Annotated in this window: 22 protein-coding genes; 14 read left to right on the top strand and 8 right to left on the bottom strand. The window is 56.2% G+C overall.

Annotated features, from left to right (window positions below; translation table 11 throughout):
• Nucleotides 1-177 precede the first annotated feature (177 nt).
• Entirely contained in the window at nucleotides 178-1,707 is a 1,530-nt protein-coding gene (locus tag GSQ70_RS15445) for an FAD-dependent oxidoreductase (protein ID WP_158783365.1), read from the top strand.
• Between the two features lie 7 nt (nucleotides 1,708-1,714).
• On the opposite strand, the gene proC is transcribed toward GSQ70_RS15445, so the two are convergent.
• Entirely contained in the window at nucleotides 1,715-2,524 is an 810-nt protein-coding gene (gene proC, locus GSQ70_RS15440; protein ID WP_158783364.1) for a pyrroline-5-carboxylate reductase, read from the bottom strand.
• 190 nt (nucleotides 2,525-2,714) lie between these two features.
• Between proC and GSQ70_RS15435 the strand changes: the two genes are divergently transcribed.
• Nucleotides 2,715-3,170: a YaiI/YqxD family protein gene (locus tag GSQ70_RS15435; RefSeq protein ID WP_158783363.1), complete on the top strand. Its 456-nt coding sequence runs from the start codon at nucleotides 2,715-2,717 to the stop codon at nucleotides 3,168-3,170.
• Between the two features lie 58 nt (nucleotides 3,171-3,228).
• Here the strand turns inward: GSQ70_RS15435 and GSQ70_RS15430 are convergent, their stop codons facing one another.
• A complete protein-coding gene (locus GSQ70_RS15430; protein WP_158783362.1) occupies nucleotides 3,229-3,945 on the bottom strand; it encodes a DUF2076 domain-containing protein in 717 nt (238 codons plus the stop codon).
• A gap of 304 nt (nucleotides 3,946-4,249) precedes the next feature.
• Between GSQ70_RS15430 and aroL the strand changes: the two genes are divergently transcribed.
• From aroL to ppnP, 4 genes are all read left to right on the top strand, one after another.
• The gene (gene aroL, locus GSQ70_RS15425; RefSeq protein ID WP_158783361.1) at nucleotides 4,250-4,774 is read left to right on the top strand and encodes a shikimate kinase AroL; all 525 of its coding nucleotides are present in this window, start codon (nucleotides 4,250-4,252) and stop codon (nucleotides 4,772-4,774) included.
• Between the two features lie 167 nt (nucleotides 4,775-4,941).
• Nucleotides 4,942-5,133 carry a YaiA family protein gene (locus GSQ70_RS15420; RefSeq protein WP_158783360.1) on the top strand — a complete coding sequence of 64 codons (192 nt, stop codon included), beginning with the start codon at nucleotides 4,942-4,944 and terminating at the stop codon, nucleotides 5,131-5,133.
• 334 nt (nucleotides 5,134-5,467) lie between these two features.
• Nucleotides 5,468-6,145, top strand: a complete 678-nt coding sequence (locus GSQ70_RS15415) for an AroM family protein (RefSeq protein ID WP_158785332.1) — start codon at nucleotides 5,468-5,470, stop codon at nucleotides 6,143-6,145.
• A 65-nt stretch (nucleotides 6,146-6,210) separates the two neighbouring features.
• Nucleotides 6,211-6,501 carry a pyrimidine/purine nucleoside phosphorylase gene (gene ppnP, locus GSQ70_RS15410; RefSeq protein WP_158783359.1) on the top strand — a complete coding sequence of 97 codons (291 nt, stop codon included), beginning with the start codon at nucleotides 6,211-6,213 and terminating at the stop codon, nucleotides 6,499-6,501.
• Nucleotides 6,502-6,536: 35 nt separating this feature from the next.
• Here the strand turns inward: ppnP and rdgC are convergent, their stop codons facing one another.
• Nucleotides 6,537-7,448: a recombination-associated protein RdgC gene (gene rdgC / locus GSQ70_RS15405; RefSeq protein WP_158783358.1), complete on the bottom strand. Its 912-nt coding sequence runs from the start codon at nucleotides 7,446-7,448 to the stop codon at nucleotides 6,537-6,539.
• Between the two features lie 143 nt (nucleotides 7,449-7,591).
• Here rdgC and mak point away from each other — a divergent pair, with 143 nt between their 5' ends.
• A complete protein-coding gene (mak, locus tag GSQ70_RS15400) occupies nucleotides 7,592-8,497 on the top strand; it encodes a fructokinase (RefSeq protein WP_158783357.1) in 906 nt (301 codons plus the stop codon).
• A 191-nt stretch (nucleotides 8,498-8,688) separates the two neighbouring features.
• Here the strand turns inward: mak and eat are convergent, their stop codons facing one another.
• Nucleotides 8,689-10,053: an ethanolamine permease gene (eat, locus tag GSQ70_RS15395; protein WP_158783356.1), complete on the bottom strand. Its 1,365-nt coding sequence runs from the start codon at nucleotides 10,051-10,053 to the stop codon at nucleotides 8,689-8,691.
• 237 nt (nucleotides 10,054-10,290) lie between these two features.
• Between eat and GSQ70_RS15390 the strand changes: the two genes are divergently transcribed.
• Together GSQ70_RS15390 and GSQ70_RS15385 are read left to right on the top strand one after the other, a co-directional pair.
• Nucleotides 10,291-11,295 carry a phosphotransferase enzyme family protein gene (locus GSQ70_RS15390; RefSeq protein ID WP_158785331.1) on the top strand — a complete coding sequence of 335 codons (1,005 nt, stop codon included), beginning with the start codon at nucleotides 10,291-10,293 and terminating at the stop codon, nucleotides 11,293-11,295.
• A 56-nt stretch (nucleotides 11,296-11,351) separates the two neighbouring features.
• The gene (locus GSQ70_RS15385; protein ID WP_370521116.1) at nucleotides 11,352-12,419 is read left to right on the top strand and encodes an AraC family transcriptional regulator; all 1,068 of its coding nucleotides are present in this window, start codon (nucleotides 11,352-11,354) and stop codon (nucleotides 12,417-12,419) included.
• Between the two features lie 67 nt (nucleotides 12,420-12,486).
• Here the strand turns inward: GSQ70_RS15385 and GSQ70_RS15380 are convergent, their stop codons facing one another.
• From GSQ70_RS15380 to GSQ70_RS15365, 4 genes are all read right to left on the bottom strand, one after another.
• Nucleotides 12,487-12,912 (bottom strand): cell envelope integrity TolA C-terminal domain-containing protein, encoded by a 426-nt coding sequence (locus GSQ70_RS15380; RefSeq protein ID WP_158783355.1) that lies wholly within the window; start codon nucleotides 12,910-12,912, stop codon nucleotides 12,487-12,489.
• A gap of 124 nt (nucleotides 12,913-13,036) precedes the next feature.
• Complete coding sequence (locus tag GSQ70_RS15375; protein ID WP_158783354.1) at nucleotides 13,037-16,711, bottom strand: AAA family ATPase; 3,675 nt, start codon at nucleotides 16,709-16,711, stop codon at nucleotides 13,037-13,039.
• Entirely contained in the window at nucleotides 16,708-17,931 is a 1,224-nt protein-coding gene (gene sbcD / locus GSQ70_RS15370) for an exonuclease subunit SbcD (RefSeq protein WP_158783353.1), read from the bottom strand. Before sbcD ends, GSQ70_RS15375 begins: the two co-directional genes overlap by 4 nt.
• A complete protein-coding gene (locus GSQ70_RS15365; RefSeq protein WP_199257265.1) occupies nucleotides 17,922-18,083 on the bottom strand; it encodes a hypothetical protein in 162 nt (53 codons plus the stop codon). The genes sbcD and GSQ70_RS15365 overlap by 10 nt, the downstream gene beginning before the upstream one ends.
• Before the next feature lie 49 nt (nucleotides 18,084-18,132).
• On the opposite strand from GSQ70_RS15365, the gene phoB reads away from it, so the two are divergent.
• The 5 genes from phoB (at nucleotide 18,133) to brnQ (ending at nucleotide 24,129) form a co-directional block, all read left to right on the top strand.
• Nucleotides 18,133-18,822: a phosphate response regulator transcription factor PhoB gene (phoB, locus tag GSQ70_RS15360; protein WP_158783351.1), complete on the top strand. Its 690-nt coding sequence runs from the start codon at nucleotides 18,133-18,135 to the stop codon at nucleotides 18,820-18,822.
• Between the two features lie 23 nt (nucleotides 18,823-18,845).
• Complete coding sequence (phoR, locus tag GSQ70_RS15355; RefSeq protein WP_158783350.1) at nucleotides 18,846-20,159, top strand: phosphate regulon sensor histidine kinase PhoR; 1,314 nt, start codon at nucleotides 18,846-18,848, stop codon at nucleotides 20,157-20,159.
• Nucleotides 20,160-20,177: 18 nt separating this feature from the next.
• Nucleotides 20,178-21,101 carry a PstS family phosphate ABC transporter substrate-binding protein gene (locus tag GSQ70_RS15350; protein WP_158783349.1) on the top strand — a complete coding sequence of 308 codons (924 nt, stop codon included), beginning with the start codon at nucleotides 20,178-20,180 and terminating at the stop codon, nucleotides 21,099-21,101.
• A gap of 196 nt (nucleotides 21,102-21,297) precedes the next feature.
• Nucleotides 21,298-22,401 carry a cobalamin-independent methionine synthase II family protein gene (locus tag GSQ70_RS15345; protein ID WP_158783348.1) on the top strand — a complete coding sequence of 368 codons (1,104 nt, stop codon included), beginning with the start codon at nucleotides 21,298-21,300 and terminating at the stop codon, nucleotides 22,399-22,401.
• A gap of 405 nt (nucleotides 22,402-22,806) precedes the next feature.
• On the top strand, nucleotides 22,807-24,129 hold the full coding sequence (brnQ, locus tag GSQ70_RS15340; protein ID WP_158783347.1) for a branched-chain amino acid transporter carrier protein BrnQ: 1,323 nt from the start codon (nucleotides 22,807-22,809) through the stop codon (nucleotides 24,127-24,129).
• Nucleotides 24,130-24,168: the final 39 nt, after the last annotated feature.

Genomic DNA, 24,168 nt, shown 5'->3' with positions numbered 1-24,168 from the left:
TCACTCTGTATTAACGGGCTCGTCTGAGCCCGTTTGCATTTATTTGTCTGGTAATTAAATTTTTATTTTCAGCTTATTAGCCTCTTTTTATTCCTCAACCTTACTTCCGGAAGTGGTCTTTTTCCCTGTAAATGCCAGGCTTATTAGTCTGAGATTTTGCATAAAAGGAGTACTGTCGTGAGCTATCAGAATGCCATCGTGTTACAGGACTTACCGCAGCAGAAGCCGGTCAGGGTGCCCATTGGCGATACAGGGATCCTTTTAATCCGCGTTCAGGATGAGGTGAAAGCCTATCAGGCGAAATGCCCCCATTCCGGTGCTCCTCTTGAACAGGGAGCCATTGTTGACGGCAGATTAATTTGCCCCTGGCACAAAGCCACCTTTAAAGTCAGTGATGGCAGCCTGTGTGAGCCACTGGCGCTGAGCGACCTGAAACGCTATCCGGTACGGGTTGAGAATGGCATGGTGCAGGTCAATCCCCACGAGGAACCGCCGCTTTATACGTTCCAGGCCGATCAAACTGAGCCGGTATTTGTTATCGCCGGGAGCGGGGCTGCCGGAGCTGCGGCAGCCTGGACGCTGCGGCGGGAAGGTTTCAAAGGCAAGCTGATCCTCGTCGATCGTGAGAGCGAAGCGCCTTACGATCGTACGGTGCTGACCAAGTTTGTCCCATCCGGGAAGATGAAAATCAGCGAAGTGCCGCCGCTGCTGAAGGACGATTTTAACGATTATGCGGAATGGAAACATGGCGACATTGAGCAGCTCGATACTCGTCAGCAGCAGCTGCGTTTTGCCGATGGATCCACGCTGAAATATGACAAGCTGCTTATCGCCACGGGCGGTATCCCACAGCGGCCGGATCTGGAAGGTAAGGCACTGTTTGGCGTCCACGTGCTGCGCAGTATCGAACAGGCCGACACACTGCTGAAAGAAGTGGATAGCACCAGCCAACTGGTGATTGTCGGCAACAGTTTTATCGGTATGGAACTGGCATCCGCGCTGCGGTCACAGGATGTGAAGGTCCAGGTGATCGCCAGAGACCCGCTGCCTTTTAAAAAACAGTTTGGCGAGCAGCTGGCGAAATACTTCCGTGAGCTACATGAAGAGAAGGGCGTGGAGTTTATTGAAGGAGAAGTTGCTGAGCTGAAGAGTGACAACGGTCATGTCAGCGCCGTACAGTTGAAGAGTGGCAAAATTGTGCCAGCAGATGTGGTACTGCTGGCGACTGGCGTCGCACCAGGCACTGGTTTTATTCACGATATTCCGCTCAATGATGACGGCAGTCTCAGCACCAACCTGCAATTGGAAGTGACCAGCAATGTCTGGGCTGCCGGGGATATTGCGAAATTCCCTGCGCCACAGGGTGAGATGCGCATTGAACACTGGCGTGTAGCACAACAGCAGGGCAGGACAGCGGCGAAGAATATGCTTGGCAAAGGCCAGGAGTTTGACCGGGTGCCATTCTTCTGGACAGCGCAATTTGGCACCCGTTATGAATACCTTGGCCATGCAGAAGAGTGGGATGACTTCCAGCTGTTTGGCTCACTGAAGGAGAAAAAATTCGTCGCGTTGTACGGCCAGAAAGGCCAGCTTGCCGCGGTTTCATCCTGCGGGCTGTACACCTTTACGGCCGGACTGGTCGCAAAAATGCAGCAGCCGCTCAGCATGCAGGACGCGGCAAAACTGGCAGAAGAAGCGCTGGGTTGACGAAGCGTTACGCTTTGCTCATCTTCTCTGATTTAGCCATGCACTGCTGTATCGCTTCGATCACCGCCGAACGGAATCCTTTCGCTTCCAGCACTTTCACCGCTTCAATGGTGGTGCCGCCAGGTGAGCAAACCATATCTTTCAGTTCACCAGGGTGTTTGCCTGTCTCCAGCACCATCTGCGCCGAGCCCTTTACCGCCTGGGCAGCAAACTGATAGGCCTGAGCACGTGGCATCCCGCCAAGGACGGCAGCATCGGCCATCGCTTCAATAAACATAAATACATAAGCCGGGGCGGACCCGCTCACACCAACTACCGCGTGGATCATATATTCCGGTACCAGTGCGGCTTTGCCGAAGCCGTTAAAGATTTCTACGATCTCATCCGCCTCTTCTTTGGTCACCAGTACGTTAGGGGTGATTGAAGTCATCCCTTCGTTGACCAACGACGGTGTATTTGGCATCACGCGCACCAGCTTGCGGTCATGACCAAGCACACTGGCCAGGGCGTCCAGCGTTACGCCAGCGGCGATAGAGACCACCACCGTCTCTTTGCTCAGGCTGCCGGAAACGTCCTTCAGCACGTTAAGAATGACGTTAGGTTTCACTGCACCAAACAGGATATCGGCCTGCTTTGCCACTTCTTCCGCGCTGGCGGCCGGAGTAATGCCGTACTGTTCATGCATTGCCTGGTTGGTGGCGGGTTTATGGTCATAAACCCAGATGTTTTCTGCTTTCACCTGACCGGCCGATACCAGCCCACCGATAATGGCTTTTGACATATTGCCGCAGCCAATGAAGCCGATTTTTTTGTCCATCGTCATACCTGTTTTCAGTTTTCATCTGTGTCCAGCTTACGTCATTTCCCGCCTTATTCCAGCATCAGCAATGTTTAATCGGCCGGTTTCACACCGGCTTTTGATCGGAAGGTCAGATTAAATATTGCCATTCCTGAAAAGAACGGCAAGATCACCCGTATTCCCGTCTCAAAGTAAAAAGGAAGTGGCGATGCCAATCTGGGTGGATGCCGATGCGTGCCCGAAAGTGATTAAAGAAGTGCTCTATCGCGCAGCGGATCGTGAGCAAATGATGGTGACTCTGGTGGCTAACCAGACGCTGAGCGTGCCGCCATCACGTTTTCTGCGCACCCTGCGGGTGCCTGCTGGGTTTGATGTGGCCGACAATGAAATTGTGCGCCGGGCTGAAGCGGGGGATTTAGTGATCACCGCCGATATTCCCCTGGCGGCGGAAGTGATGGAAAAGGGCGCCGTGGCGCTGAATCCACGCGGCGAGCGATACAGTGAAGCGACTATCCGTGAGCGTCTGACCATGCGTGATTTTATGGATACCATGCGGGCCAGCGGCGTGCAGACTGGCGGGCCACCTGCGCTTAATCAGCGCGATCGTCAGCAGTTTGCCAACGAGCTGGATAAATGGTTACAGGCACAGAAAAGCAAGAAGTAAGGCGGGAAACTGACCGGACAGAGCGCCCGGTCATGGCTGACTGAAGGGGATTACAGGATCAGACGAAGCTGTCGTCATCGCCAAAATCATCACTGTCGAAGCCGTCATTACCGAAATCACCGTAATCGTTGTTACCGTAATCCTGCTGCAGACCCGCGTCCTGGTTCAGTAACTGGCTGTCGTTGCTGTTACCGTTAAAGGTATCGAGATTATTATCAACGTTCTCCTGCGGCATCGCGGGTTCGTTGATAATGTTTACAATCTCTTCGGGCTGCGAGTGATGGAACATGCTGGTCAGCATATCGGCCATCACTACCCCGCCAGCCACACCCACCGCAGTCTGCAGCGCACCACCCAGGAAGCCGCGAGTTGCTGAAGGTGCCGCAGCAGGTGCTGCTGCCGGTGGTGCAGAATAGGCCGGCTGCTGCTGAGCCGGCGCGCTTCCCCACGGGGAAGATTGCTGAGGCTGTTGCGGCTGCTGACGCTGTCCGCCGCCAAACAGGCCGGAGAGAAAACCGCCGCTGCTCTGCTGGGGCTGCTGCTGTTGCGACTGGGCCAGTTTAGCCTCCAGCTCGCTGACGCGATTATTCAGCTGCTTCATCGCCGCTTCCTGAATAATGATCGCCTGAGCCATGTAATAAGGTGCGCCCGGTTGCTGCTGCAGCTGCTGTTGGATCAATCTTTCCGCTGAGGCATCCCGCGGGCCGGACTGAGTCTCTGCCTGTTTTAAACGGCCAAACAGGCTTTCAATTAACTGTTGTTCTTCGCTCTGCATAGGTAATCCTCCAAAACGGGCGATAAACTCCATTTTGGGGCAGAACAAGGGAAAGTAAACGGGCTTCGGGTAAGTAAATGTTGCCAGAACCTGACGAAAGTTAAATGGAGTGTAAATAAAAAATTACACCTTATTACCCTTTTAAAACATCAGGATAAGCCTTTCTGGCGATCGTTGTGGTGTAAAGAAAAAGTGACTACTGGTGATGGTAACGAATAATCGGTATGATGCGACGCAAAGTTAATCATTATCTGTCCGTCGTCGCGGGGATGCCCGGGGCAATCAGGCTGAGGAAGTGGCTGTTATGTCTTTACCCATTTATCTGATCGGCGCGCGTGGCTGCGGGAAAACAACCGTAGGGCAGGCGCTGGCTACCGCTCTGGGCTACGCCTTCAGCGACACCGATCGTCACCTTCAGCAAACGACCCGTCGCACCGTCGCGGATATCGTGGCAGAAGAGGGCTGGGATGGGTTTCGTCATCGTGAATCACAGTCTCTGCAAGCTGTTACCGCACCTGCCACGGTGATTGCGACCGGCGGCGGTATGGTTCTGGCGGTGGAAAACCGCAACTACATGCGCGAGAAGGGGCAGGTAATCTACCTGAACGCCGAAGCGGGCGTGCTGGCTGCCCGCCTGGAAGCCTATCCGGAGCAGGAGCAGCGTCCGACGCTGACCGGCCGCCCGATTGCCGATGAAATGGTTGAGGTTCTGGCAGCCCGTGACGCGCTTTATCAGGAAGCCTCGCACTACGTGATTAATGCCATGCAACATCCTGATAGTGTGGTGGAAGATATTATCAATATCCTGGCCCTTGCTCGCGCCAGTTGACTCATCCTCCGGGCGACGCCGATATCTCGCCGCCCGTGTTTTTAAGATTTGCCCGATTTATCCCCCCTTCCTGAGAAATTTCAATCATTGTCTATACTTAAGTCACGCAGGTTGTCCGGCCCGTTGCCGGACGGATAATTGAAAATTTCTTACTGGAGGGAAAAAGTATGCCAGGCAGACCGCCCTATCCTCGTGAAGCACACATCAACCCGGTAGAGAAAGGCGCTCCGGGCAAATCAGTAACCTGGTACGAGCTGCGGGCCGACCATCCTAAACCGGACACGCTGATCAGTGAGCATGAAACGGAGCAGGAAGCAATCGACGCCAAAGCGCGATATGAAGACCAGTCAAAAGAATAATTCCGCGCGGCAGGGAAGCCGCTGAATCCTCTCTATTTAATCCTCTTTACAGACCATAATTTCGCGGCAGGCCTTACCTGAAGATTAGCGCTTGACCGCAGCCAGCCATCATCATATTTTCGCACAGGTACTTATTATCCACTGCTTTAATGCCGCTGCAGGCCGACTGGACAGACCATTGAACGATTTTCTGAATAATCCTCTGATCCCCCGTGAATCCCCGCTCCTTTCAGGGGCCGATGCTATGCTTTCTGTATTCGTTGCACCCGTTCATAGCGGCGGTGGGCACCTTGAGAGTGCTCTCGCCTCAGTGAATTTTGCGGAAAGTAAAGCGATGAAAAACACGCTGGCAACCTTAACACTGGGCGTTGCGCCCCGGGATGATCTTCATCCTTTGCTGCTGGAGCATCTGCCGGAAGAACAAATTGCCCATTTTGGCTTGCTGGACGGTCTCACCCCTGAAGAAATTGAGCAACGTTATGCCCCGGTCGCGGGTGAAAAAGTGGCGATGACGCACATCGAAGATGGATCGTATGTGTTACTGTCGGCTGCCAGGGTGGAAGCCGCCCTGCAGCATCTGATCAAAGAACTTGAGCATCAGGGGTTTGAAACAATTCTGATGTTGTGCAGCGGCGAGTATAAAAATCTCGTGACGGATAACGCTGTTTTACTCGAGCCCTACCGCATTTTGCCGCCGCTGGTGGATGCCATCACCGGCGGGCATCAGGTTGGAATTATGGTGGCTCGTGAAGAGTATCTTGGCGAGCAGGCTTACAAATGGCGGACGCTGGCTTCAAAACCGCATTTTGCCGTTGCTAACCCCTGGAAGACCAGCGAGGACGACCTGATTGATGCCGCCCTGCAGCTGCAGGAGCAGGGCGCGGACGTGCTGGTGCTGGACTGCCTCGGTTACCATCAGCGGCACCGTGATTTTTTACAAAAGCTGTTGGGGATCCCTGTGCTGCTGTCTAATGTGCTGATCGCCAGACTGGCAGCAGATTTGCTGGTGTAAACGAGAGAACCTCGGTACCTTTACACTGCTCTTTTACCTTTGTCTCTGATTCTAAGGATATTTATATGCTCAACGTCAGTGAGTACTTCGACGGAAAAGTGAAATCAATTGGTTTCGACAGTGCCTGTACCGGGCGCGCCAGCGTGGGCGTGATGGCGGAAGGAGAATATACGTTTGGCACCGGCCAGCCGGAAGAGATGACTGTGGTCAGCGGCTCGCTGAAAGTGCTGATGCCGGGTGAAGCAGAGTGGAAACACTATGGTCCGGGCGAGATCTTTAACGTACCGGGTCACAGCGAGTTTCATCTGCAGGTTGCAGAGCCTTCCTCTTATCTGTGCCGCTACCTGAAAGAGTGATGTGAAAGCGGGCCGTGCAGACGGCCCGCCAGAGATTAACGCTGTGCTTCGCCGCCAAGAGCTTCAACGGTATTGGCGATCAGCGCGGCCAGTTCGCCGGTCATCAGGATAAAGTCGGCATCAAAACGGGCCGCCACATCTTCCCGATCGATATCATCATTTTGCTCGCGCAGGGTATCGGCAAACTTCAGGCGTTTCAGTGAGCCGTCATCAGACAGCAACATCTGTACGCGCTCCTGCCAGTCCAGCGCCAGTTTGGTCACCAGTTTACCCGCTTCAATATGGTTAGCGATTTCGTCGCAGACCAGGTCCTGCTTCTTGCAACGGATCACGCCGCCATCTTCCAGCAGCGCTTTCAGTTCGGCTTCATCCATCAGTGCGAAACCGGCTGGTGTTTCACCTGAACGCACCCATTCGGTCATGGTCAGCTCGATAGGGCTTTCCAGCGTCAGCGGCACCACCGGCAGCGACCCCAGGCTCTTACGCAGCAGGGCCAGCGTGTCTTCCGCTTTTTTGGCGCTGGCGCAGTCGACCATAATCAGGTTGTTGACGGTATCGATCCACAGGAAGGTCTGGCTGAAGCGACTGAAGGCGCGTGGCAGCAGGCTGTGCAGCACTTCATCCTTCAGCGAGTCTTTTTCGGTTTTCTTCAGCTTGCGCTGCTGTTCCGCTTCCAGCTTGCCGATTTTGGCTTCCAGTGCCTGTTTGATCACCGGGGAAGGCAGGATTTTTTCTTCTTTACGGGCGCAGATCAGGATCTGGCCCGAATGAGCGTGGGTCAGTGCATCGCCGCGTGATCCCATCGGGGACACCCAGCCGGTCTTCGCCATGTCCTGGCTGCCGCAGGGAGTGAAAGTGAATGCATCGAGTTGTTTTTCCATCTCGTCCACCGCCAGCGGAATCTCGCGATTCAGACGATATACCATCAAATTTTTAAACCACAGCATGCTGCTTTCCCTCTCCGGGCGCTTGAGTCGCGCTAATTCAAAGTCAGCGCGCATGATAGCGAATCGGCGGCGGGGTTTCATTGCCTTTCCGCCTGTGGCCTTCTATGGTAAGAAGCTGAGTGCAGAATAATGAGGAATAACAAGTGCGTATCGGTATTGACCTGGGTGGTACTAAAATCGAAGTGATTGCGCTCTCTGATGAGGGCGAGACCCTGTTCCGCTACCGCGTGGCCACACCGCGGGATGATTATCATAAAACCACAGAGGCGATTGTCGGGCTGGTCCAGCTGGCGGAAGAGAAAACCGGTCAGCAGGGCAGTGTGGGCATCGGCATCCCCGGCACGATTTCGCCTTACACACAGCGGGTGAAGAATGCTAACTCCACCTGGCTGAACGGTCAGCCGCTGGACAAAGATCTGCAAAAAATGCTGGGACGGGAAGTGCGGATTGCCAATGACGCCAACTGCCTGGCTGTTTCCGAAGCGGTGGATGGCGCGGCAGCGGGTAAGGCGACGGTATTTGCGGTGATCATCGGTACTGGCTGTGGTGCTGGCGTGGCGCTGAACGGACAGTCCCATATCGGCGGTAACGGTAACGCGGGCGAGTGGGGTCACAACCCACTGCCGTGGATGGATGAAGATGAGCTGCGTTATCGCGATGAGGTTTCCTGTTACTGCGGCAAACAGGGCTGTATCGAAACCTTTATCTCCGGCACTGGCTTCGCAACGGATTACCATCGGTTGAGCGGCGTGGAGCTGAAAGGCGCGGAGATTATCAGGCTGGTGGAACAGCAGGATCCGGTGGCCGAGCTGGCGATGAGCCGCTACGAGCTGCGCCTGGCGAAATCGCTGGCACATGTCGTCAATATTCTCGATCCGGACATGATCGTTCTGGGAGGAGGAATGAGCAACGTCGATCGTCTTTACCAGACCGTGCCGCTACTGATCAAAAAATGGGTATTCGGCGGCGAGTGTGAAACGCCGATTCGCCAGGCGGTACATGGCGACTCCAGCGGCGTGCGTGGTGCGGCATGGCTGTGGCCGCAGTAGTGTATTTTTTTTGAAAGATCGATGGCGACTCTGATGCTTTGGGAGGCAGTAAGGTGCGTCTCCGTCGGGTGTTTGCCGCAGGAACGCGGCAATCAAGCCTCCAGGGTGAGATTCTCAGCGTCCCGTCGGAGACGCACCTTACCGCTGACTATCATCAAAACCGTTTTGACTTTGGCCTGTCGGCTCCTCGCTTAATCCCCTAACAGCATTGCATCGCGTGGGGCACTGGCACGCTGGCCTTTGGTCATCAGGAAATAGAGGTATCCCGCTACCATAAAGGCCACGAACAGGCCGCCAATCACCGCGTTAAACCACAGCATCGCAATCAGGCAGACAAACGCCAGCACCAGCGCAATGCCCGGCACGATCGGATAGCCTGGTGCGCGGAAGGTGCGTTCCATTTCCGGAGCCGTGCGGCGCAGGCGGAACAGGCTCAGCATGCTCATGAGGTACATTACGATAGCGCCGAACACGGCCATGGTGATCATCGCGGCTGTCAGCGTCATGCCCTGCAGGTTAATCCAGCTGTCGCTGAAGATGGCGGCAATCCCGATAACGCCGCCGGCAATGATCGCCCGGTGCGGCGTCTGGAAGCGTGACAGTTTTGCCAGACCTGCAGGCAGATAACCGGCACGGGACAACGCAAAGAACTGGCGCGAATAGCCGAGGATAATGCCGTGGAAGCTGGCGATCAGGCCGAACAGGCCAATCCACACCAGCATGTGCATCCAGCCCGAATTTTCACCCACTACCATTTTCATCGCCTGCGGCAGCGGATCGTTGATGTCGGACAGTTTGCGCCAGTCGCCCGCGCCGCCAGCCATCAGCATCACGCCAATCGCCAGCACCACCAGAGTCAGAATGCCGGTGATATAGGCTTTTGGAATGGTGCGTTTCGGATCTTTTGCCTCTTCGGCGGCCATCGCAGCTCCCTCGATAGCCAGGAAGAACCAGATGGCAAACGGAATGGCCGCGAAAATACCGGAAACGGCAGGCAGACCGAAGTGTTCGCCGCCTGACCAGCCGTGAGCCGCAAAATTGGTGATGCTAAAGCCCGGTGCCACCACGCCCATAAACACCAGCAGCTCAAGTACTGCCAGCACGGTCACCACCAGCTCAAACATCGCTGCCAGCTTCACGCCCAGTATATTCAGCGTCATAAAGACAAGATAGGCTCCCACCGCGGCGTATTTTGGGTTCAGCCCCGGATACTGCACGTTAAGATAGGCCCCGATAGCCATGGCGATAGCCGGTGGCGCAAAAACAAACTCAATCAGAGTTGCCATCCCGGCAATCAGACCACCGGTTTCGCCAAAGGCGCGGCGGCTGTAGGCAAACGGACCGCCCGCGTGTGGGATGGCGGTGGTCAGTTCAGTAAAGCTGAAAATAAAACAGGTATACATGGTGGCGATTAACGCCGTGGTGACCAGAAAGCCCAGCGTGCCTGCCACGCCCCAGCCGTAACTCCAGCCAAAGTACTCACCGGAAATCACCAGACCTACCGCAATGCCCCACAGATGTATTGTGCCCAGAGTGGGCTTTAGCTTGCTTGTCATACCGATATCCCCGTCATGAATTTTATTGTCAGTCGATAATGCAGCCGGTGTCGGGGGGAAACTTGACGCTGGCGTAATGATTTTTGTGCTCTGCAGTCAACTCAGACGCAAGAAAAGTGCCAGATGCACGCTAAAGTCAAAAGAGGGTCGTCTGCGGTCAAGCGGTTCAACGCAGGCGACGCCATGCTGGTAACACAAGGCGGGGAACCGACAGCCAATCCATTCTGGAGCCAGACTATGACCGCACAGCAATATGATGACCTGGATAACACTGCACTGCTGAAACTTGCTCAGCGCGCGCTCACCCGCTACCCGTTTGCTCTGCAGGGCAAGCTCAGCCTGCTTTGCCGTTCTGAAAATGCCACCTTCCTGCTGGAAGCGGGCGGCAAACGTTACGCGCTGCGTCTGCATCGCGGCAACTATCACGAGCGTGCGGATATCGAAAGCGAGCTGAACTGGCTGGATGCACTGCGCGAAACGGGAATTGTGGTGCCACAGGCGGTGCCTGATAGTGAGGGGAAAACCGTGCAAGGTTTGCAGCTGGAAGGCGGCGGCGTGCGCTATGCCGTGCTGTTCGACTGGATCGAAGGGGATATGCCGACCACCGATGTTGATCCGCGCGCGTTTCAGCAGCTGGGGGACATTACTGCCCGGCTGCATCGGCACAGCAAGAGCTGGCAAAAACCGGCAGGCTTTCAGCGCATCATCTGGGATCATCACACTATGGTCAGTCCGCAGAGCCACTGGGGAGACTGGCGTGATGCCCCGAACCTGCGAACGGAAGATCATTCGATCGTTGAAGAGGCGATCGCCCGCGTGGGCAGCGAACTGCAGCTTTTTGGCAAAGATTCTTCGCGTTATGGGCTGATCCACGCCGATCTTCGCCTCACCAACCTGCTGCTCCACAAGGGGGAAACGCGGGTGATCGACTTTGACGACTGCGGCATGGGATGGTATCTGCACGATCTTGCGGCAGCAATCAGTTTCGTGGAGCACCATCCTCGTGCAGCCGACTGGGTGGATAACTGGATCACCGGCTATGAGCAGGTCGCGCATATCACCGATGAAGAGATGGCGCTGGTGCCCACACTGCTGATCCAGCGCCGTATCCAGCTGCTGGCGTGGGCTGGCTCGCATGCCGGGACCGAAATGGCCATCAGCCTGGGGCCGCAGTGGGCCGATCACTCGGTACGCCTGTGCCGCCGCTATCTGGAAACTTCAGAACTGCCGGTCGGTGCCTGATCTGGTATGAAAATTGCTCCTGTTATGGGATGTATTCTGTAGCGGGGGCGATGATGATGGAAACCGGTTTGATCAAACAGCCTGAAATGGCTTCTGCACTTGACGCCAGCATAGCCAGCAATCGTGGCGTGCTGGCCGCCGCCGCCAGCGGGTTAAGCGAATTTATCTGCGATAAAGGAGGCGATGTTGACCGGATTTTCGGCGTCAGCGGCATCGATCCGGAACAGCTGGCCAGCCCGACGCTGAGTCTGGGGTTGATTAACTACTGCCGCGTAATGGAAGAGGCGGCGCGATATTCAGGTTTTGATAACTTCGGTTTGCACTACGGCAAGCAGTTTAAACCACAGTCATTAGGTCTGATTGGCTACGTTGGCCTCTGTTCCGCCACGCTGGAACAGGCGCTGCACAACGTGGTGAATGCCTTTCCCTGGCATCAGCATGACACGCTGACCCGCCTGGTGGACAAAGGGGACAGCTGGCGGCTTGATTATCAGGTGCGTCACGGTGCGATCCTCTGCCGTCGCCAGGATGCCGAACTGACGCTGGGCATGTTTCTGAACCTGATCCGTCACGTGGCCGGTAAAAACTGGGCCCCGCGTGAGGTGCATTTTGAACATCCCCGTCCTGCTCAGTGGCACGAACACTGCAAAGTTTTCGATGCGCCAGTCTATTTTGATCAGCCCTTCAACTCGCTGTTGATCCCGAAGCGGGATCTGGCCCGTGCGATGCCGGACAGCGATCCGATGTTGCTGATGGTGATGCAGGATGCCATCCGCCGCCTGAACAGCGCCGTCCCGCAGCAGAATATTGTCGATCAGGCTCGTGCTCAGGTGCATCTGGTTTTACTGAAAGGTGAACCGGTGCTGGAAGAGGTGGCGGATAAGATGGGATTGTCCAGCTGGTCGCTGCAGCGTCGCCTGCGTGATGAAAACCACAGCTTTACCTCGCTGGTGGATAAGGTGCGTTGTGAGATGGCGACGCATTATCTGCAGCAGAAACAGATCCCGATTTCCGAGATGGCGCTGCTGCTGGGATATTCCGAGGTCAGCGCCTTTTCGCGGGCTTTCCGCCGCTGGTTTGGCATCAGTCCCCGCCAGTGGCGACAGGATGAGCTGGCGGGCTAATCCCGCCAGATTGCGCTGAACATCCCCCGACGCTGGCAGCCCTCCGTCAGGCATTGTTCACGCTGGTTTATTGCGGCCTGAAATCAATGACCAGTTTCGATGGCATTTGCTTCGGCGGCGGGGGTAAATTCTCCGCACTGCTGACCACGCTCCAGGTCTTCAGACACAACACTTCATCCCCGGCGGTGCCCAGCACGCTGTAGCGGCCGTTCTGCCATGCGATGGTGACCGCACACTCGCGGCCTTTATACTGCGCCGCGTTATAGAAATTACGCTGAATGCCATACTGCAGTTTCGCCAGATACTGGCAGTCGTCCCGCGATACGCCCTGCGGCTTGCTGCACTGTTTTTCCGCCGCGTTCTGCATTTCTTCCGCTGTCGGCGCAGGCAGTTTCTTCGGCACCGGAGGCTCTTTCGGTGCTGTCTGGCAGCCTGCCAGCAGAGCGGCCAGCAGAACCATGCCCGTGCCTGAGATGAATCTTGCTGATGCCATTTTTACCCCGGATAGTTAACTCTGTTTCCAATGCTGCTGCCATTCTAAAGCAGGTATCTCGCGGTTTTTACTCCAATGGTCTGTAAAAGGATTCGGTTTGAAAAATCTGACGTTTTATCCTTCTTCAGGGCGTTGGGGTATCCAGCCTGCTGTAGCCCAATCCATTGATTTTACGCACTTTAATCTGCACCGGGATGCGTTCCTTCATCGCTTCCACGTGGCTGATCACCCCAATGGTTTTGCCGCTGGCGTTCAGCGCATCCAGCGCATCCAAAGCACTGTCCAGCGTCTCGGCATCCAGCGTGCCGAAGCCCTCATCCAGGAACAGCGATTCAATGCGGGTCTTGTGGCTGACAAGGTCGGAAAGCGCCAGCGCCAGCGCCAGGCTGACCAGGAAGCTCTCCCCGCCGGAAAGGGTGCGGGTATCGCGCAGCGCATCTGCCTGCCAGGTATCCACTACTTGCAGCTCCAGTGCTTCCTGAGACTTACGCTGTAGCAGATAGCGCCCATGCAGCCGGTTAAGCTGATGGTTCGCCAGCCACATCAGATGATCCAGCGTCAGTCCCTGAGCGAATTTGCGGAATTTATCGCCTTCCTTCGAGCCGATCAGCTGGTTAAGGTAGCCCCAGTCTTCCACGTGCTTCTCATTTTCTGCAATTTGCGTCAGCAGGCTTTGCTGCTGTTGCCGCCGGGTGGCATCGCTGGTCAGCTGCTGGCGGGCCTCGCCCTGCTGGCGGGCATTTTCCCGCAGTCGCAGAGCCAGCGCGGCGACGGTATCGCTCAGCGTTCCGGCTTCCTCCGGCAAATCTTCCGGACGTTGCTGTTGATGGGCAACGAGATTTTTCTGTGCCTGCTCCAGCAGCACGGCGGTTTGCTGACGGCGCTTGTCGTGCTGCTTCTGCAATGTTCTCAGCCGGGCGGCCTGCTCTTCATCGAGCAGGGCAGCGCGGAAGTGCGCTTCATCAGGGAAGTTGCCGGAAGCCAGCGCAGCGATAAAGCCTGCCTGAGTGTCGTTAAGGCGACGGGTTAGTGTGTCTGACTGTTCAGATAGTGAGTTATGCTGTCCGGTCAGAGTATTTAACTGGTTCTGCTGCCGTTGCCACTGCTGCTGAAGTGCCTGGCTGCGTTCAGCGTGATGTTGCGACAGCTCACGCAGCTGGTGCTGCACCTCCGTGGTCAGTTGGTCACCGAAAAGCTTTTGTCGCTGCTCACGCCAGTCCTTCAGCGTATCCTGTTCAGTTTTAAGGCGTTTTTCCAGAGCGTCCAGTCGCTGCTGTTCGCTGAAGATCTCATCATTCAGCGCCTGCTGTTGGGTGGCCAGAGTGGTTAACTGCGGTAGCAGGTCAGTTAGCGCCCGCTCCGCTTTCAGCCATTGCTGCCATTCATTCTGGCGTGCGGTGAGCCAGGATTCATGCTCACCCTGAGCCGGGAGCGTCAGGGCGTAATCAGTCAGTGAAGCCTGCAGGGCGTCACGCTGTACCTTAACTGATTGTTTTTCCAGCACCAACTGCTGTTCATGCTCGCTGATGGCCTGACGGAGAGTAAGCAGTTGCTGACCTGCCAGCTGCTGCTGTTGCAGAAGTTGGGTCAGCTCATTCTGCCGTTGGCTGAGAATATCCTTCTGCTCCTGAAGCGTGCGTGCGCTCTGCTGCAGGGTGAGGAGCTGAGCCTGAAGAGTGGTTTCCTGCCGATCCTGCGCGGCCAGCCATTCTGTCACCTGCTGCTGGTCGTCCGGCGTGAAGCTCTGTGCCAGTCCGGTGACCGCCGTCTGCCATTGAGTGCCCAGCGTGGTGGCTTCCTGTCCGGCTTCGAGCTGTTCCTGCTGCAGTTTCTCCGTCTGTGACAGCAGGTTTTTCACCTGTTCGCGCTTCGTGGTGCCCTGGTCTTTCAGCTTCTCAACCTCAGCCTTCAGTTGCGTCAGCCGCTGCTGGTTTTCTGAAGGCTTCAGGGCCTGATATTCACTAACGGCCGGGTGCTGGCGGGAGCCGCACAGTGGGCAGGGCTGATCCGCTTCCAGATGGGCGCGGTGCTGCTCAAGGTCAGCTATGCGCTGCTCCAGCTCGCAGCGTTTTTCCAGATCCTGCTGGTGCTGATACTTCTCTTTCCAGCCGTTGCGCAAAATATGTAGCTGCTGTTCTGCTTCCTGCAACTGCTGCTGTAAAAGCTGTTGGCTGGCAAGGGTGCGCTGGCTGCGTAACATCAGTTGTTGCCACTGTGGCGAGAGCAGCGCCAGCATCTGCCGCAGCGGGCGCTGTTGGTTGAGACGGGTCAGTGCAGCCTGCAGTTCGCTTTCCGGTTGCTGTTGCTGCAGGGCCAGATGGTTTTTCTCAGTCTCTGAATACTGTTTTTGCGCCTGATCCAGTGCCTGCTGCTGCGGTTTAGCCTGCTGTTCAAGCTGGCTGAGCTGTACCTGCAGCTGTTCCAGATTTTTCTGCTGCTCCGTCAGCCGTTGCTGCTGCGAGATCAGTGCCACTTCACTCTGGTGCTGCTGCTCAAAGCGGGCGCGCCACAGCGGCAGAGATTCGCCCCAGTAAGCAAAGTGCGGGTTGTCCTGCTGCCATTTCTGATTCTGCTGTTGTGCGGTCTGCTTCTCTGCCTGCGCCAGCTGATTCTGTTGCAGGCTGGCCTGACGGCGGGTGAGAGAATGTTGGTAGTCACTGACCTCTTTCGCCAGTTGGGTGCTTTGCTGCTCCAGTGAGGCAATGCGGTTATCCAGCGGCATGACGCTTTCAGTCATCAGCGTCTCCTGCTGCTGGCGATCTGCCTCGTGCTGCTGTCTTTGCACCTCAGCCTCTTTCAACTGAGTGGTGGAACCTTCCAGCTGTTGCTGAGCCTGCTGTAGTTGCTGAGTTAACTGCTGATGCTGCTCTTTCAGCCCCTGCAAATCCTGCTGCTGTTGATTGCGCTGCTGCCAGAGCGGGCGAAGCTTTTCCGCCGGTTCGGCCTGAAGCAGACGATCCAACTGCGCGCTGTCCTGCTGCCAGGCGGTTTCCGCCTGCAGGCGTTGGGTTTCGGCAGCGGTTACAGCCTGAGAAATGGCCTGAAACTGTTGATACCACTGCAGTAAAACCTGCTGACGCTGATGCTGAGAAGTGAGTACCTGCTCCTCTGCTACCCTTTGCTCCAGCTGATCGGTAAGTAGTTGAACCTGCTCTTTATCCAGCAAAGCCATGCCTGCAGCCTGGGCTTTGAGCGTCTCCAGTGCCTGACGGGCATTTTTATGTCGCTCAAAAACGCTGGCCGACAGGCGGCCGTAGATCTCCGTGCCGGTCAGTTCTTCCAGCAGCTCGGCGCGGCTGTTGGCATCGGCATTCAGGAAGGCCGCAAACTGCCCTTGTGACAGCATCATCGATTTGGTGAAGCGTTCAAAATCCAGCCCGGTCAGCGCGGTCAGCATTTCCAGCTTGTCCTTGACCTTGTCGGCAACGATCTGGTTGTCTTCGCAGCGGGCCAGCTCCACTCGCGGTGCCTGCAGGTTGCCGTCCGCCACGCCACGCGCCCGGTTCTGGCTCCAGAAAGCACGCCAGGCCACGCCTTTCACCTCAAACTCCACTTCGGCCAGGCATTCTGAAGTGTCGCGCGTCATCAGGTCATTCTGCGACTGCGACAGTTTTCCCAGTCTGGAGGTTTCGTGATACAGCGCCAGGCAGATTGCATCCAGCAGCGTGGTCTTACCCGCGCCGGTCGGGCCGGTAATGGCGAACAGGCCGTTGCTGGCAAACGGCTCGGCGGTGAAATCAATTTTCCATTCGCCCTTCAGCGAGTTGAGGTTTTTAAAGCGCAGCGTCAGGATCTTCACAGCTGTCCCTCGTTATCAATTTCGGCCAGCGTCTGGTTGAACAGCAGGGTGGCGCGGGCCAGCCGCTCCGGCTCTTCATCGGTTTCCATCGCCAGACGACGGGTGAAGACTTCCTCCACGCTCAGCTCACTCAGCGTTTCATTATTATGACGGTCAATGGCCAGCTCGCGCTGTTCACGGCTGCGGCGCAACAGCACAACTTCCACAGGCAGTTCCAGCGTCATCTCCTGAATACGACGTTGCAGATCGTTCAGCCATGCGCCGGTGACAATTTCTATATCCAGCCACACCGTTTTGCCATCTTCGCGCGGTTGGATCTCCGCCAGCTGGTTTTCGATCGCCTCCAGCGAGCCTTTAATCATCTGCATTGGCTGGAATAAAGGGATATTCAGCGGTTGCACGCTACTCAGCTTGCCGTCAGTAAACCCGACCAGAAAGACGCTTTTCTCCTTACCCAGCTCGTCAAAGCTGAGTGGGATCGGCGAACCGCTGTAGCGGATATGTTCAGTGTTGGCGATGCGTTGTGCACGGTGAATATGTCCCAGCGCGATGTAATCTGCTGGTGGGAAGGCCTGCGCGGGAAAAGCATCCAGCGTGCCGATATAGATATCGCGCACCGCGTCACTTTTGGTCACGCCCATCGTGGTCAGATGCCCGGTGGCAATGATCGGCAGCGGCAGGTCCATCGCCTTCCGCTGAGCCAGCGCTTCCTGCCAGCACTGCTGGTAATGGATGGTGATCGCTTCCAGCAGGGTTTGCTGTTTTTCATGGCCTGACTGACCCGCCTGACTGGTGGTGATATCACGCGGGCGCAGATAGGGAATAGCACAGAGCAGGGCACCAGGCTGGCCGTCGCGGGTATTGAGCAGCAAAACCTGTTCACGCGGGTCATCGCTGGCTGCGGCAATCACCCGCGTATTCAGGCAGGCCAGCAGTTCGCGGGATTCGTTCAGCGTGGCGACTGAATCATGGTTGCCGCCGAGGATCACCAGCTGGCATTGGGTCTGCTGCAGCCTGACCACAAAGCGGTTGTACAGCTCGCGGGCGTAGCTGGGCGGCGAGCCGGTATCGAAAATATCGCCTGCCACAATAATGGCATCCACCTGATGGGTTTCCGCCTGCGCCAGCAGCCAGTCCAGAAAGGCCTGGTGCTCTGCGGCCCGGCTCTTGGTGTAGAAAAACTGGCCCAGATGCCAGTCAGCGGTATGAATCACTCGCATGGGATCCCTTCGGTGCGGAAAGCTGATCCGACGATTATAAACAGCCCCGGCAAAAACCCCAGCGCGAAAGGCGTTTGCGCCTTCAAAAAAGTGTTATAAAACGGTGTTCTTACCGGTGCTTTTTTCATAAAACTGTCATAAAACTGACGCATAATGACGCCGCAAATCCAGTGACATTCCGTCACAGTAGCAGGAGCAATAATGGCTAAGCGCATTCTGGTGGTCGAAGATGAAGCCCCAATCCGTGAGATGTTGTGTTTCGTTCTGGAGCAAAATGACTATCAACCTATTGAAGCTGAAGATTACGACAGTGCCATCAATCTGCTGATCGAACCCTGGCCTGATTTGATTCTGCTGGACTGGATGCTGCCGGGTGGCTCAGGCATTCAGTTTATTAAACATCTCAAGCGCGAAGCGATGACCCGCGATATCCCGGTGATGATGTTAACCGCGCGTGGTGAAGAAGAAGACCGCGTGCGTGGTCTGGAAGTGGGCGCAGACGATTACATTACCAAACCGTTCTCGCCAAAAGAGCTGGTGGCCCGAATTAAAGCGGTGATGCGCCGTATCTCGCCAATGGCGGTGGAAGATGTGATTGAGATGCAGGGACTGAGCCTGGACCCGTCTTCGCATCGCGTGATGTCCGAGACTCAGCCGCTGGAAATGGGCCCGACGGAATACAAACTGCTGCACTTCTTTATGACTCATCCGGAACGTGTATACAGCCGCGAACAGTTGCTTAATCACGTATGGGGAACTAACGTGTACGTCGAAGATCGTACCGTTGACGTGCATATTCGCCGCTTGCGTAAAGCGCTGGAAGTCACCGGGCACGATCGTATGGTGCAGACGGTTCGCGGAACAGGTTATCGTTTCTCTGCACGCTACTGATCGTTCGCACTGGAGTCTTAACCGTGTTGGAACGCCTCTCCTGGAAGAGATTGCTGTTTGAGCTGGTGCTTGCCTGCATGCCCGCCCTGGTGCTGGGGCTGCTGGTTGGCTACCTGCCTTGGCTGCTGTTGATTTCCGTGCTGGCCGTATTAGGCTGGCACTTCGCGAATTTACTTCGTTTATCTCACTGGCTGTGGGTTGACCGCAGCATGACCCCTCCTGCCGGACGCGGCAGCTGGGAACCTCTCTTCTATGGCCTTTATCAGATGCAGGCGCGAAATCGTCGGCGTCGCCGCGAGCTGGGCAGCCTGATCAAGCGCTTCCGCAGCGGGGCGGAGTCGTTACCCGACGCGGTGGTGCTGACCACGGAAGAGGGGACGATTTTCTGGTGTAACGGCCTGGCACAGCAGATGCTGGGATTGCGCTGGCCGGAGGATAACGGCCAGAACATCCTCAACCTGCTGCGTTATCCGGAGTTCACCCGCTATCTTCGCCAGCGTGATTTCTCCCGCCCGCTGACCCTGGTGCTGAACAGCCATCGCCATCTGGAATTCCGCGTGATGCCGTACAGCGAAGGTCAGTGGCTGCTGGTGGCGCGCGATGTGACGCAGATGCATCAGTTGGAAGGGGCGCGCCGCAATTTCTTTGCCAACGTCAGCCACGAGCTGCGCACGCCGTTAACGGTGCTACAGGGCTATCTGGAGATGATGGAAGAGTCGGATATGAAGGGCGCGCTTCGCGATAAGGCGCTGCACACCATGCAGGAGCAGACCCGCAGGATGGACGGGTTGGTGAAACAACTGCTGACATTGTCCCGCATTGAAGCGGCACCGGCGCTGGATCTGCAGGAAAAAGTCGACGTGCCGATGATGTTGCGGCTGCTGCAGCGTGAGGCGGAGACGCTCAGTCAGGGACGGCATGAAATTCATTTCAATACCGATCCGAATCTGCGGGTATTCGGCAATGATGAGCAGTTGCGCAGTGCGATTTCAAACCTGGTGTATAACTCGGTAAATCATACGCCAGAAGGCACACGTATTGATATCAGCTGGCTGAAGACGCCGCAGGGAGCGCAGTTTAAGGTGACGGATAACGGTCCCGGCATTGCGGCAGAGCATATTCCCCGCCTGACGGAGCGTTTCTACCGGGTGGATAAAGCCCGCTCACGGCAGACCGGCGGCAGCGGGTTGGGGCTGGCAATCGTGAAGCATGCGCTCAGCCATCACAACACGCGGCTGGATATCACCAGCCTGCCGGGCAAAGAGACCTGTTTCAACTTTTCACTGCCGCCGAGGTTGATTGTCAGCAACGAATTGTCCCAGAATGCGGTTCGTTGACCGAATCGGAAGTTCAGGATGAAAAAGCTGTTTCTCGCGCTATTGTTGATGCTCAGCACGGTGGCCCAGGCACAAGAGGGCATGCTGGCGGGGAACCTGACCAGCGTCGGGTCGGATACGCTGGGCAATCTTATGACCCTGTGGGGAGAGAGCTTTAACCGGCAGTATCCTGGCGTGAACGTGCAGATCCAGGCAGCCGGTTCGTCTACTGCGCCGACGGCACTGGCCGCCGGGGCGGCACAGCTTGGTGCGATGAGCCGCCCTATGCAGGCCGTTGAGCGGCAGCTGTTTGAAAACAGCTATGGCTATCCGCCGCTGGCGGTTCCGGTTGCCATGGATGCGCTGGTGGTGGTAGTCAATCAGGACAACCCTCTGCAGGGGATGAATGCGCAGCAGCTCGACTCGGTGTTTTCTGTCACCCGTCGATGTGGCGGGACTTTTTCGGTTAATCGTTGGGGAGATCTGCAACTGGGTCAGCCCGGCTGGGCGAAGCGTCCTCTTCAACGGTTCGGCCGCAACTCTGCTTCCGGCACCTGGGGCTTCTTCAAACAGCAGGCGCTGTGCAACGGGGATTTCCGTAATGATGTGGGGGAATATCCTGGCTCGGCTGCCGTGGTGCAGGCGGTGGCGGGAACCCTGAACGGCATTGGTTACGCCAGCATGGGGATTCACCTGAGCGGGGTGAAGACGCTGCCGGTTTCCCGCGAGGGCAATAACTGGATTGCTCCCACCGCGGAGAATATCCGCAGCGGCCTCTATCCATACGCCCGTCCTCTCTATATCTACGTCAACAAAGCGCCCGGCAAGCCGCTGGAGCCGCTGACCAGAGCCTTCCTGCAGCATGCGCTCTCTGTGCGCGGACAGGGGCTGGTGAATCAGGCGGGCTATCTGCCGCTTTCCGACGAGCAGATTGCTCAGGCCCGGAAAATGATCGGCGGGTAGGCTGGCTTTACGGCTTCTTTCCACGCTTAACATGAATTTTCTTCATGCATAATGAAATTTCCTCGGTTGCCGCTGAAAGTTTCTCGTGACATTCTTCCTGTCAGCCATATAGACATCCAGAAGTCTAAAAATAACCAGGCGAAACTATTTCGAACATAAATTATGCGCCGCATGCGCAGGCCAGGAGTGACCAGATATGCAAAGAGATTCCGCTCAGTACCGTGCCGAAGTGGTCGGCAGTTTCCTTCGTCCGGCAGCCATTAAAAAGGCCCGTGAACAGTTCCAGACCGGAGAAATTGATGCACCAGCCCTGCGCCGTATTGAAGATGAAGCGATCCGCGATGTAGTCACCCATCAACGCGCCTGCGGCCTGAAAGTGGTCACCGACGGTGAGTTCCGCCGCGCCTGGTGGCACTTCGACTTCTTTGACGGTCTGGAAGGCGTTGAGCGTTACGAATCCGAACAGGGCATTCAGTTCAATGGTGTACAGACCAAAGCGCACGGTATCCGCGTTATCGGCAAGCTCGGCTTCGGTAACCACCCCATGCTCGAAGACTTCCGCTATCTGCAAAGCATCAGCGGCGATGCGGTTGCCAAAATGACCATCCCAAGCCCAAGCGTGCTGCACTTCCGTGGCGGTCGTAAAGCCATTGATGCCAGCGTCTATCCGGATATGAATGCCTACTTCGACGACCTGGCGCTGACTTACCGTGAGGCGATCAAAGCTTTCTACGATGCGGGCTGTCGCTACCTGCAGCTGGACGATACCGTCTGGGCCTACCTGTGCTCAGAAGATCAGAAAAGTCAGATCCGCGAGCGTGGTGACGATCCGGAAGAGCTGGCCCACATCTATGCGCAGGTGCTGAACAAGGCTATCGAAGGCAAGCCGGACGACCTGACTATTGGTTTGCATGTCTGCCGGGGTAACTTCCGTTCCACCTGGATCTCAGAAGGCGGCTACGAGCCGGTGGCCGAAATTCTGTTTGGCACGGTGAACATTGATGTTTTCTTCCTGGAATACGATAACGAACGTTCAGGCGGCTTTGAGCCTCTGCGCTTTGTTAAGCCAGGCAAGCAGCAGGTGGTGCTGGGTCTGATCACCACCAAAAATGGCGAGCTGGAAAACCCGGAAACCGTGAAAAAGCGCATCGCGGAAGCGGCGCAGTATGTCAGCCTGGATCAGATCTGCCTGAGCCCGCAGTGTGGCTTTGCCTCAACGGAAGAGGGCAACAGCCTGACCGAAGAGCAGCAGTGGGCGAAGCTGCGTCTGGTGGTCGATATCGCTAACGACGTCTGGTAACGCCGCGTCAGATTGTGTAAATGGCGCGGGAATCCGCGCCTTTTGTGCATCTTGCGGCAAATTTCTGCAGAAAATAACCCCGCAGCGAACAAAAAAAATACAAATCATGTAATGCTTCCCGGCAATAAACTGAAGTGATGAACTGGCTAAGAGGATTTTTGCGCTATATCACTCTGCTTTCTCAATCCCGTATTGCCTTTCTCCGCTATAAACGGTTTACTTACCGCCGTTTTAACGTTATCCCCCTGTAAAAAGATCATAATCCGCGCAATTCCGCCACGAAGCGACACCGGACCAGGAGATTTCCCTGTACCGGTTTGAAAATCTGGTGTTTTTAGGGCAGGCAGGGCGATAAAGCTGACATCACGATTTCAATCACACCAGTAACAGGCTAATCCTCTGCTTATGACTAACCGTTTAACTTCCAAAGACATTCTCGCACTGGGCTTTATGACATTTGCCCTGTTCGTGGGTGCCGGTAACATTATTTTCCCGCCGATGGTGGGCATTCAGTCCGGTGAACACGTCTGGATCGCCGCACTTGGCTTCCTGATCACCGCCGTTGGCCTGCCGGTCATTACCGTTATCGCGTTGGCGCGTGTTGGCGGCGGTATTGACGCCCTCAGCTCACCGATTGGTAAAGCGGCCGGGATTGTGCTGGCCACCGTTTGCTATCTGGCCGTTGGCCCGCTTTTCGCCACCCCGCGTACCGCCACCGTCTCCTTCGAAGTGGGGATTGCCCCGCTGACCGGTGACGGCGCGATGCCGCTGTTTATCTACAGCCTGGTCTACTTCGCGCTGGTGATTGGTATTTCACTGTATCCGGGCAAGCTGCTGGATACCGTCGGGCATATCCTGGCTCCGCTGAAAATTGTGGCGCTGACTGTACTGGGCGTCGCTGCGCTGTTATGGCCAGCCGGTGGCATTGCTCCGGCAACAGAAGCCTATCAGCATGCCGCTTTCTCCAGTGGTTTTGTCAATGGCTACCTGACTATGGATACGCTGGGCGCGCTGGTGTTCGGTATCGTTATCGTTAATACCGCCCGTTCACGTGGCGTCAGCGAGTCTTCCCTGCTGACCCGTTACACCATCATTGCTGGTCTGATTGCAGGTATTGGTCTGACGCTGGTCTATCTGACCCTGTTCAAACTGGGTTCTGACAGCGCATCGCTTGTTGACCAGAATGCTAATGGTGCCGCGATCCTGCATGCCTATGTTCAGCAGACTTTTGGTGGCATGGGCAGCTTCTTCCTGGCCGCGCTGATCTTTGTGGCCTGTATGGTCACAGCCGTGGGCCTGACCTGCGCTTGTGCGGAGTTCTTTGAGCAGTATCTGCCGCTGACCTATCGCCAGCTGGTGTTTATCCTCGGCCTGTTCTCAATGCTGGTTTCTAACCTGGGGCTGAGCCACCTGATCCAGTTCTCCATTCCGGTACTGACTGCGATTTATCCTCCGTGCATTGTGCTGGTGCTGCTGAGCTTCACTCTGAGCTGGTGGAAGAAAAGCAGCCGTATCATCGCGCCAACTATGCTGGTCAGCCTGCTGTTTGGTATCGTTGATGCAATCAAAACCACCCAGTTTGCCAATCTGCTGCCTGGCTTCGCCACTCATCTGCCGCTGGCCGATCAGGGTCTGGCCTGGCTGCCGCCGTCACTGGTGATGCTGGTGCTGGTCGCCATTTATGATCGGGCTATGGGGCGTCAGCAGGTTAGCGCGCATCAGCAATAATAAATGTGATACCTTCTCCTGACCGCTTCCGGCAGGAGA

The organism is Pantoea sp. BAV 3049, assembly GCF_009765445.1.
In the GTDB taxonomy this organism is placed as follows: Bacteria; Pseudomonadota; Gammaproteobacteria; order Enterobacterales; family Enterobacteriaceae; genus Erwinia.
This window is presented reverse-complemented; position numbering and strand designations above follow the sequence as displayed.

Coding starts and splice junctions, on each gene's coding strand:
- proC (WP_158783364.1), bottom strand. CDS start 2,524: ATGGACAAAAAAATCGGCTTCATTGGCTGCGGCAATATGTCAAAAGCC.
- GSQ70_RS15435 (WP_158783363.1), top strand. CDS start 2,715: ATGCCAATCTGGGTGGATGCCGATGCGTGCCCGAAAGTGATTAAAGAA.
- GSQ70_RS15430 (WP_158783362.1), bottom strand. CDS start 3,945: ATGCAGAGCGAAGAACAACAGTTAATTGAAAGCCTGTTTGGCCGTTTA.
- aroL (WP_158783361.1), top strand. CDS start 4,250: ATGTCTTTACCCATTTATCTGATCGGCGCGCGTGGCTGCGGGAAAACA.
- GSQ70_RS15420 (WP_158783360.1), top strand. CDS start 4,942: ATGCCAGGCAGACCGCCCTATCCTCGTGAAGCACACATCAACCCGGTA.
- GSQ70_RS15415 (WP_158785332.1), top strand. CDS start 5,468: ATGAAAAACACGCTGGCAACCTTAACACTGGGCGTTGCGCCCCGGGAT.
- ppnP (WP_158783359.1), top strand. CDS start 6,211: ATGCTCAACGTCAGTGAGTACTTCGACGGAAAAGTGAAATCAATTGGT.
- rdgC (WP_158783358.1), bottom strand. CDS start 7,448: ATGCTGTGGTTTAAAAATTTGATGGTATATCGTCTGAATCGCGAGATT.
- eat (WP_158783356.1), bottom strand. CDS start 10,053: ATGACAAGCAAGCTAAAGCCCACTCTGGGCACAATACATCTGTGGGGC.
- GSQ70_RS15390 (WP_158785331.1), top strand. CDS start 10,291: ATGACCGCACAGCAATATGATGACCTGGATAACACTGCACTGCTGAAA.
- GSQ70_RS15385 (WP_370521116.1), top strand. CDS start 11,352: ATGGAAACCGGTTTGATCAAACAGCCTGAAATGGCTTCTGCACTTGAC.
- GSQ70_RS15380 (WP_158783355.1), bottom strand. CDS start 12,912: ATGGCATCAGCAAGATTCATCTCAGGCACGGGCATGGTTCTGCTGGCC.
- sbcD (WP_158783353.1), bottom strand. CDS start 17,931: ATGCGAGTGATTCATACCGCTGACTGGCATCTGGGCCAGTTTTTCTAC.
- GSQ70_RS15365 (WP_199257265.1), bottom strand. CDS start 18,083: ATGCGTCAGTTTTATGACAGTTTTATGAAAAAAGCACCGGTAAGAACA.
- phoB (WP_158783351.1), top strand. CDS start 18,133: ATGGCTAAGCGCATTCTGGTGGTCGAAGATGAAGCCCCAATCCGTGAG.
- GSQ70_RS15350 (WP_158783349.1), top strand. CDS start 20,178: ATGAAAAAGCTGTTTCTCGCGCTATTGTTGATGCTCAGCACGGTGGCC.
- GSQ70_RS15345 (WP_158783348.1), top strand. CDS start 21,298: ATGCAAAGAGATTCCGCTCAGTACCGTGCCGAAGTGGTCGGCAGTTTC.
- brnQ (WP_158783347.1), top strand. CDS start 22,807: ATGACTAACCGTTTAACTTCCAAAGACATTCTCGCACTGGGCTTTATG.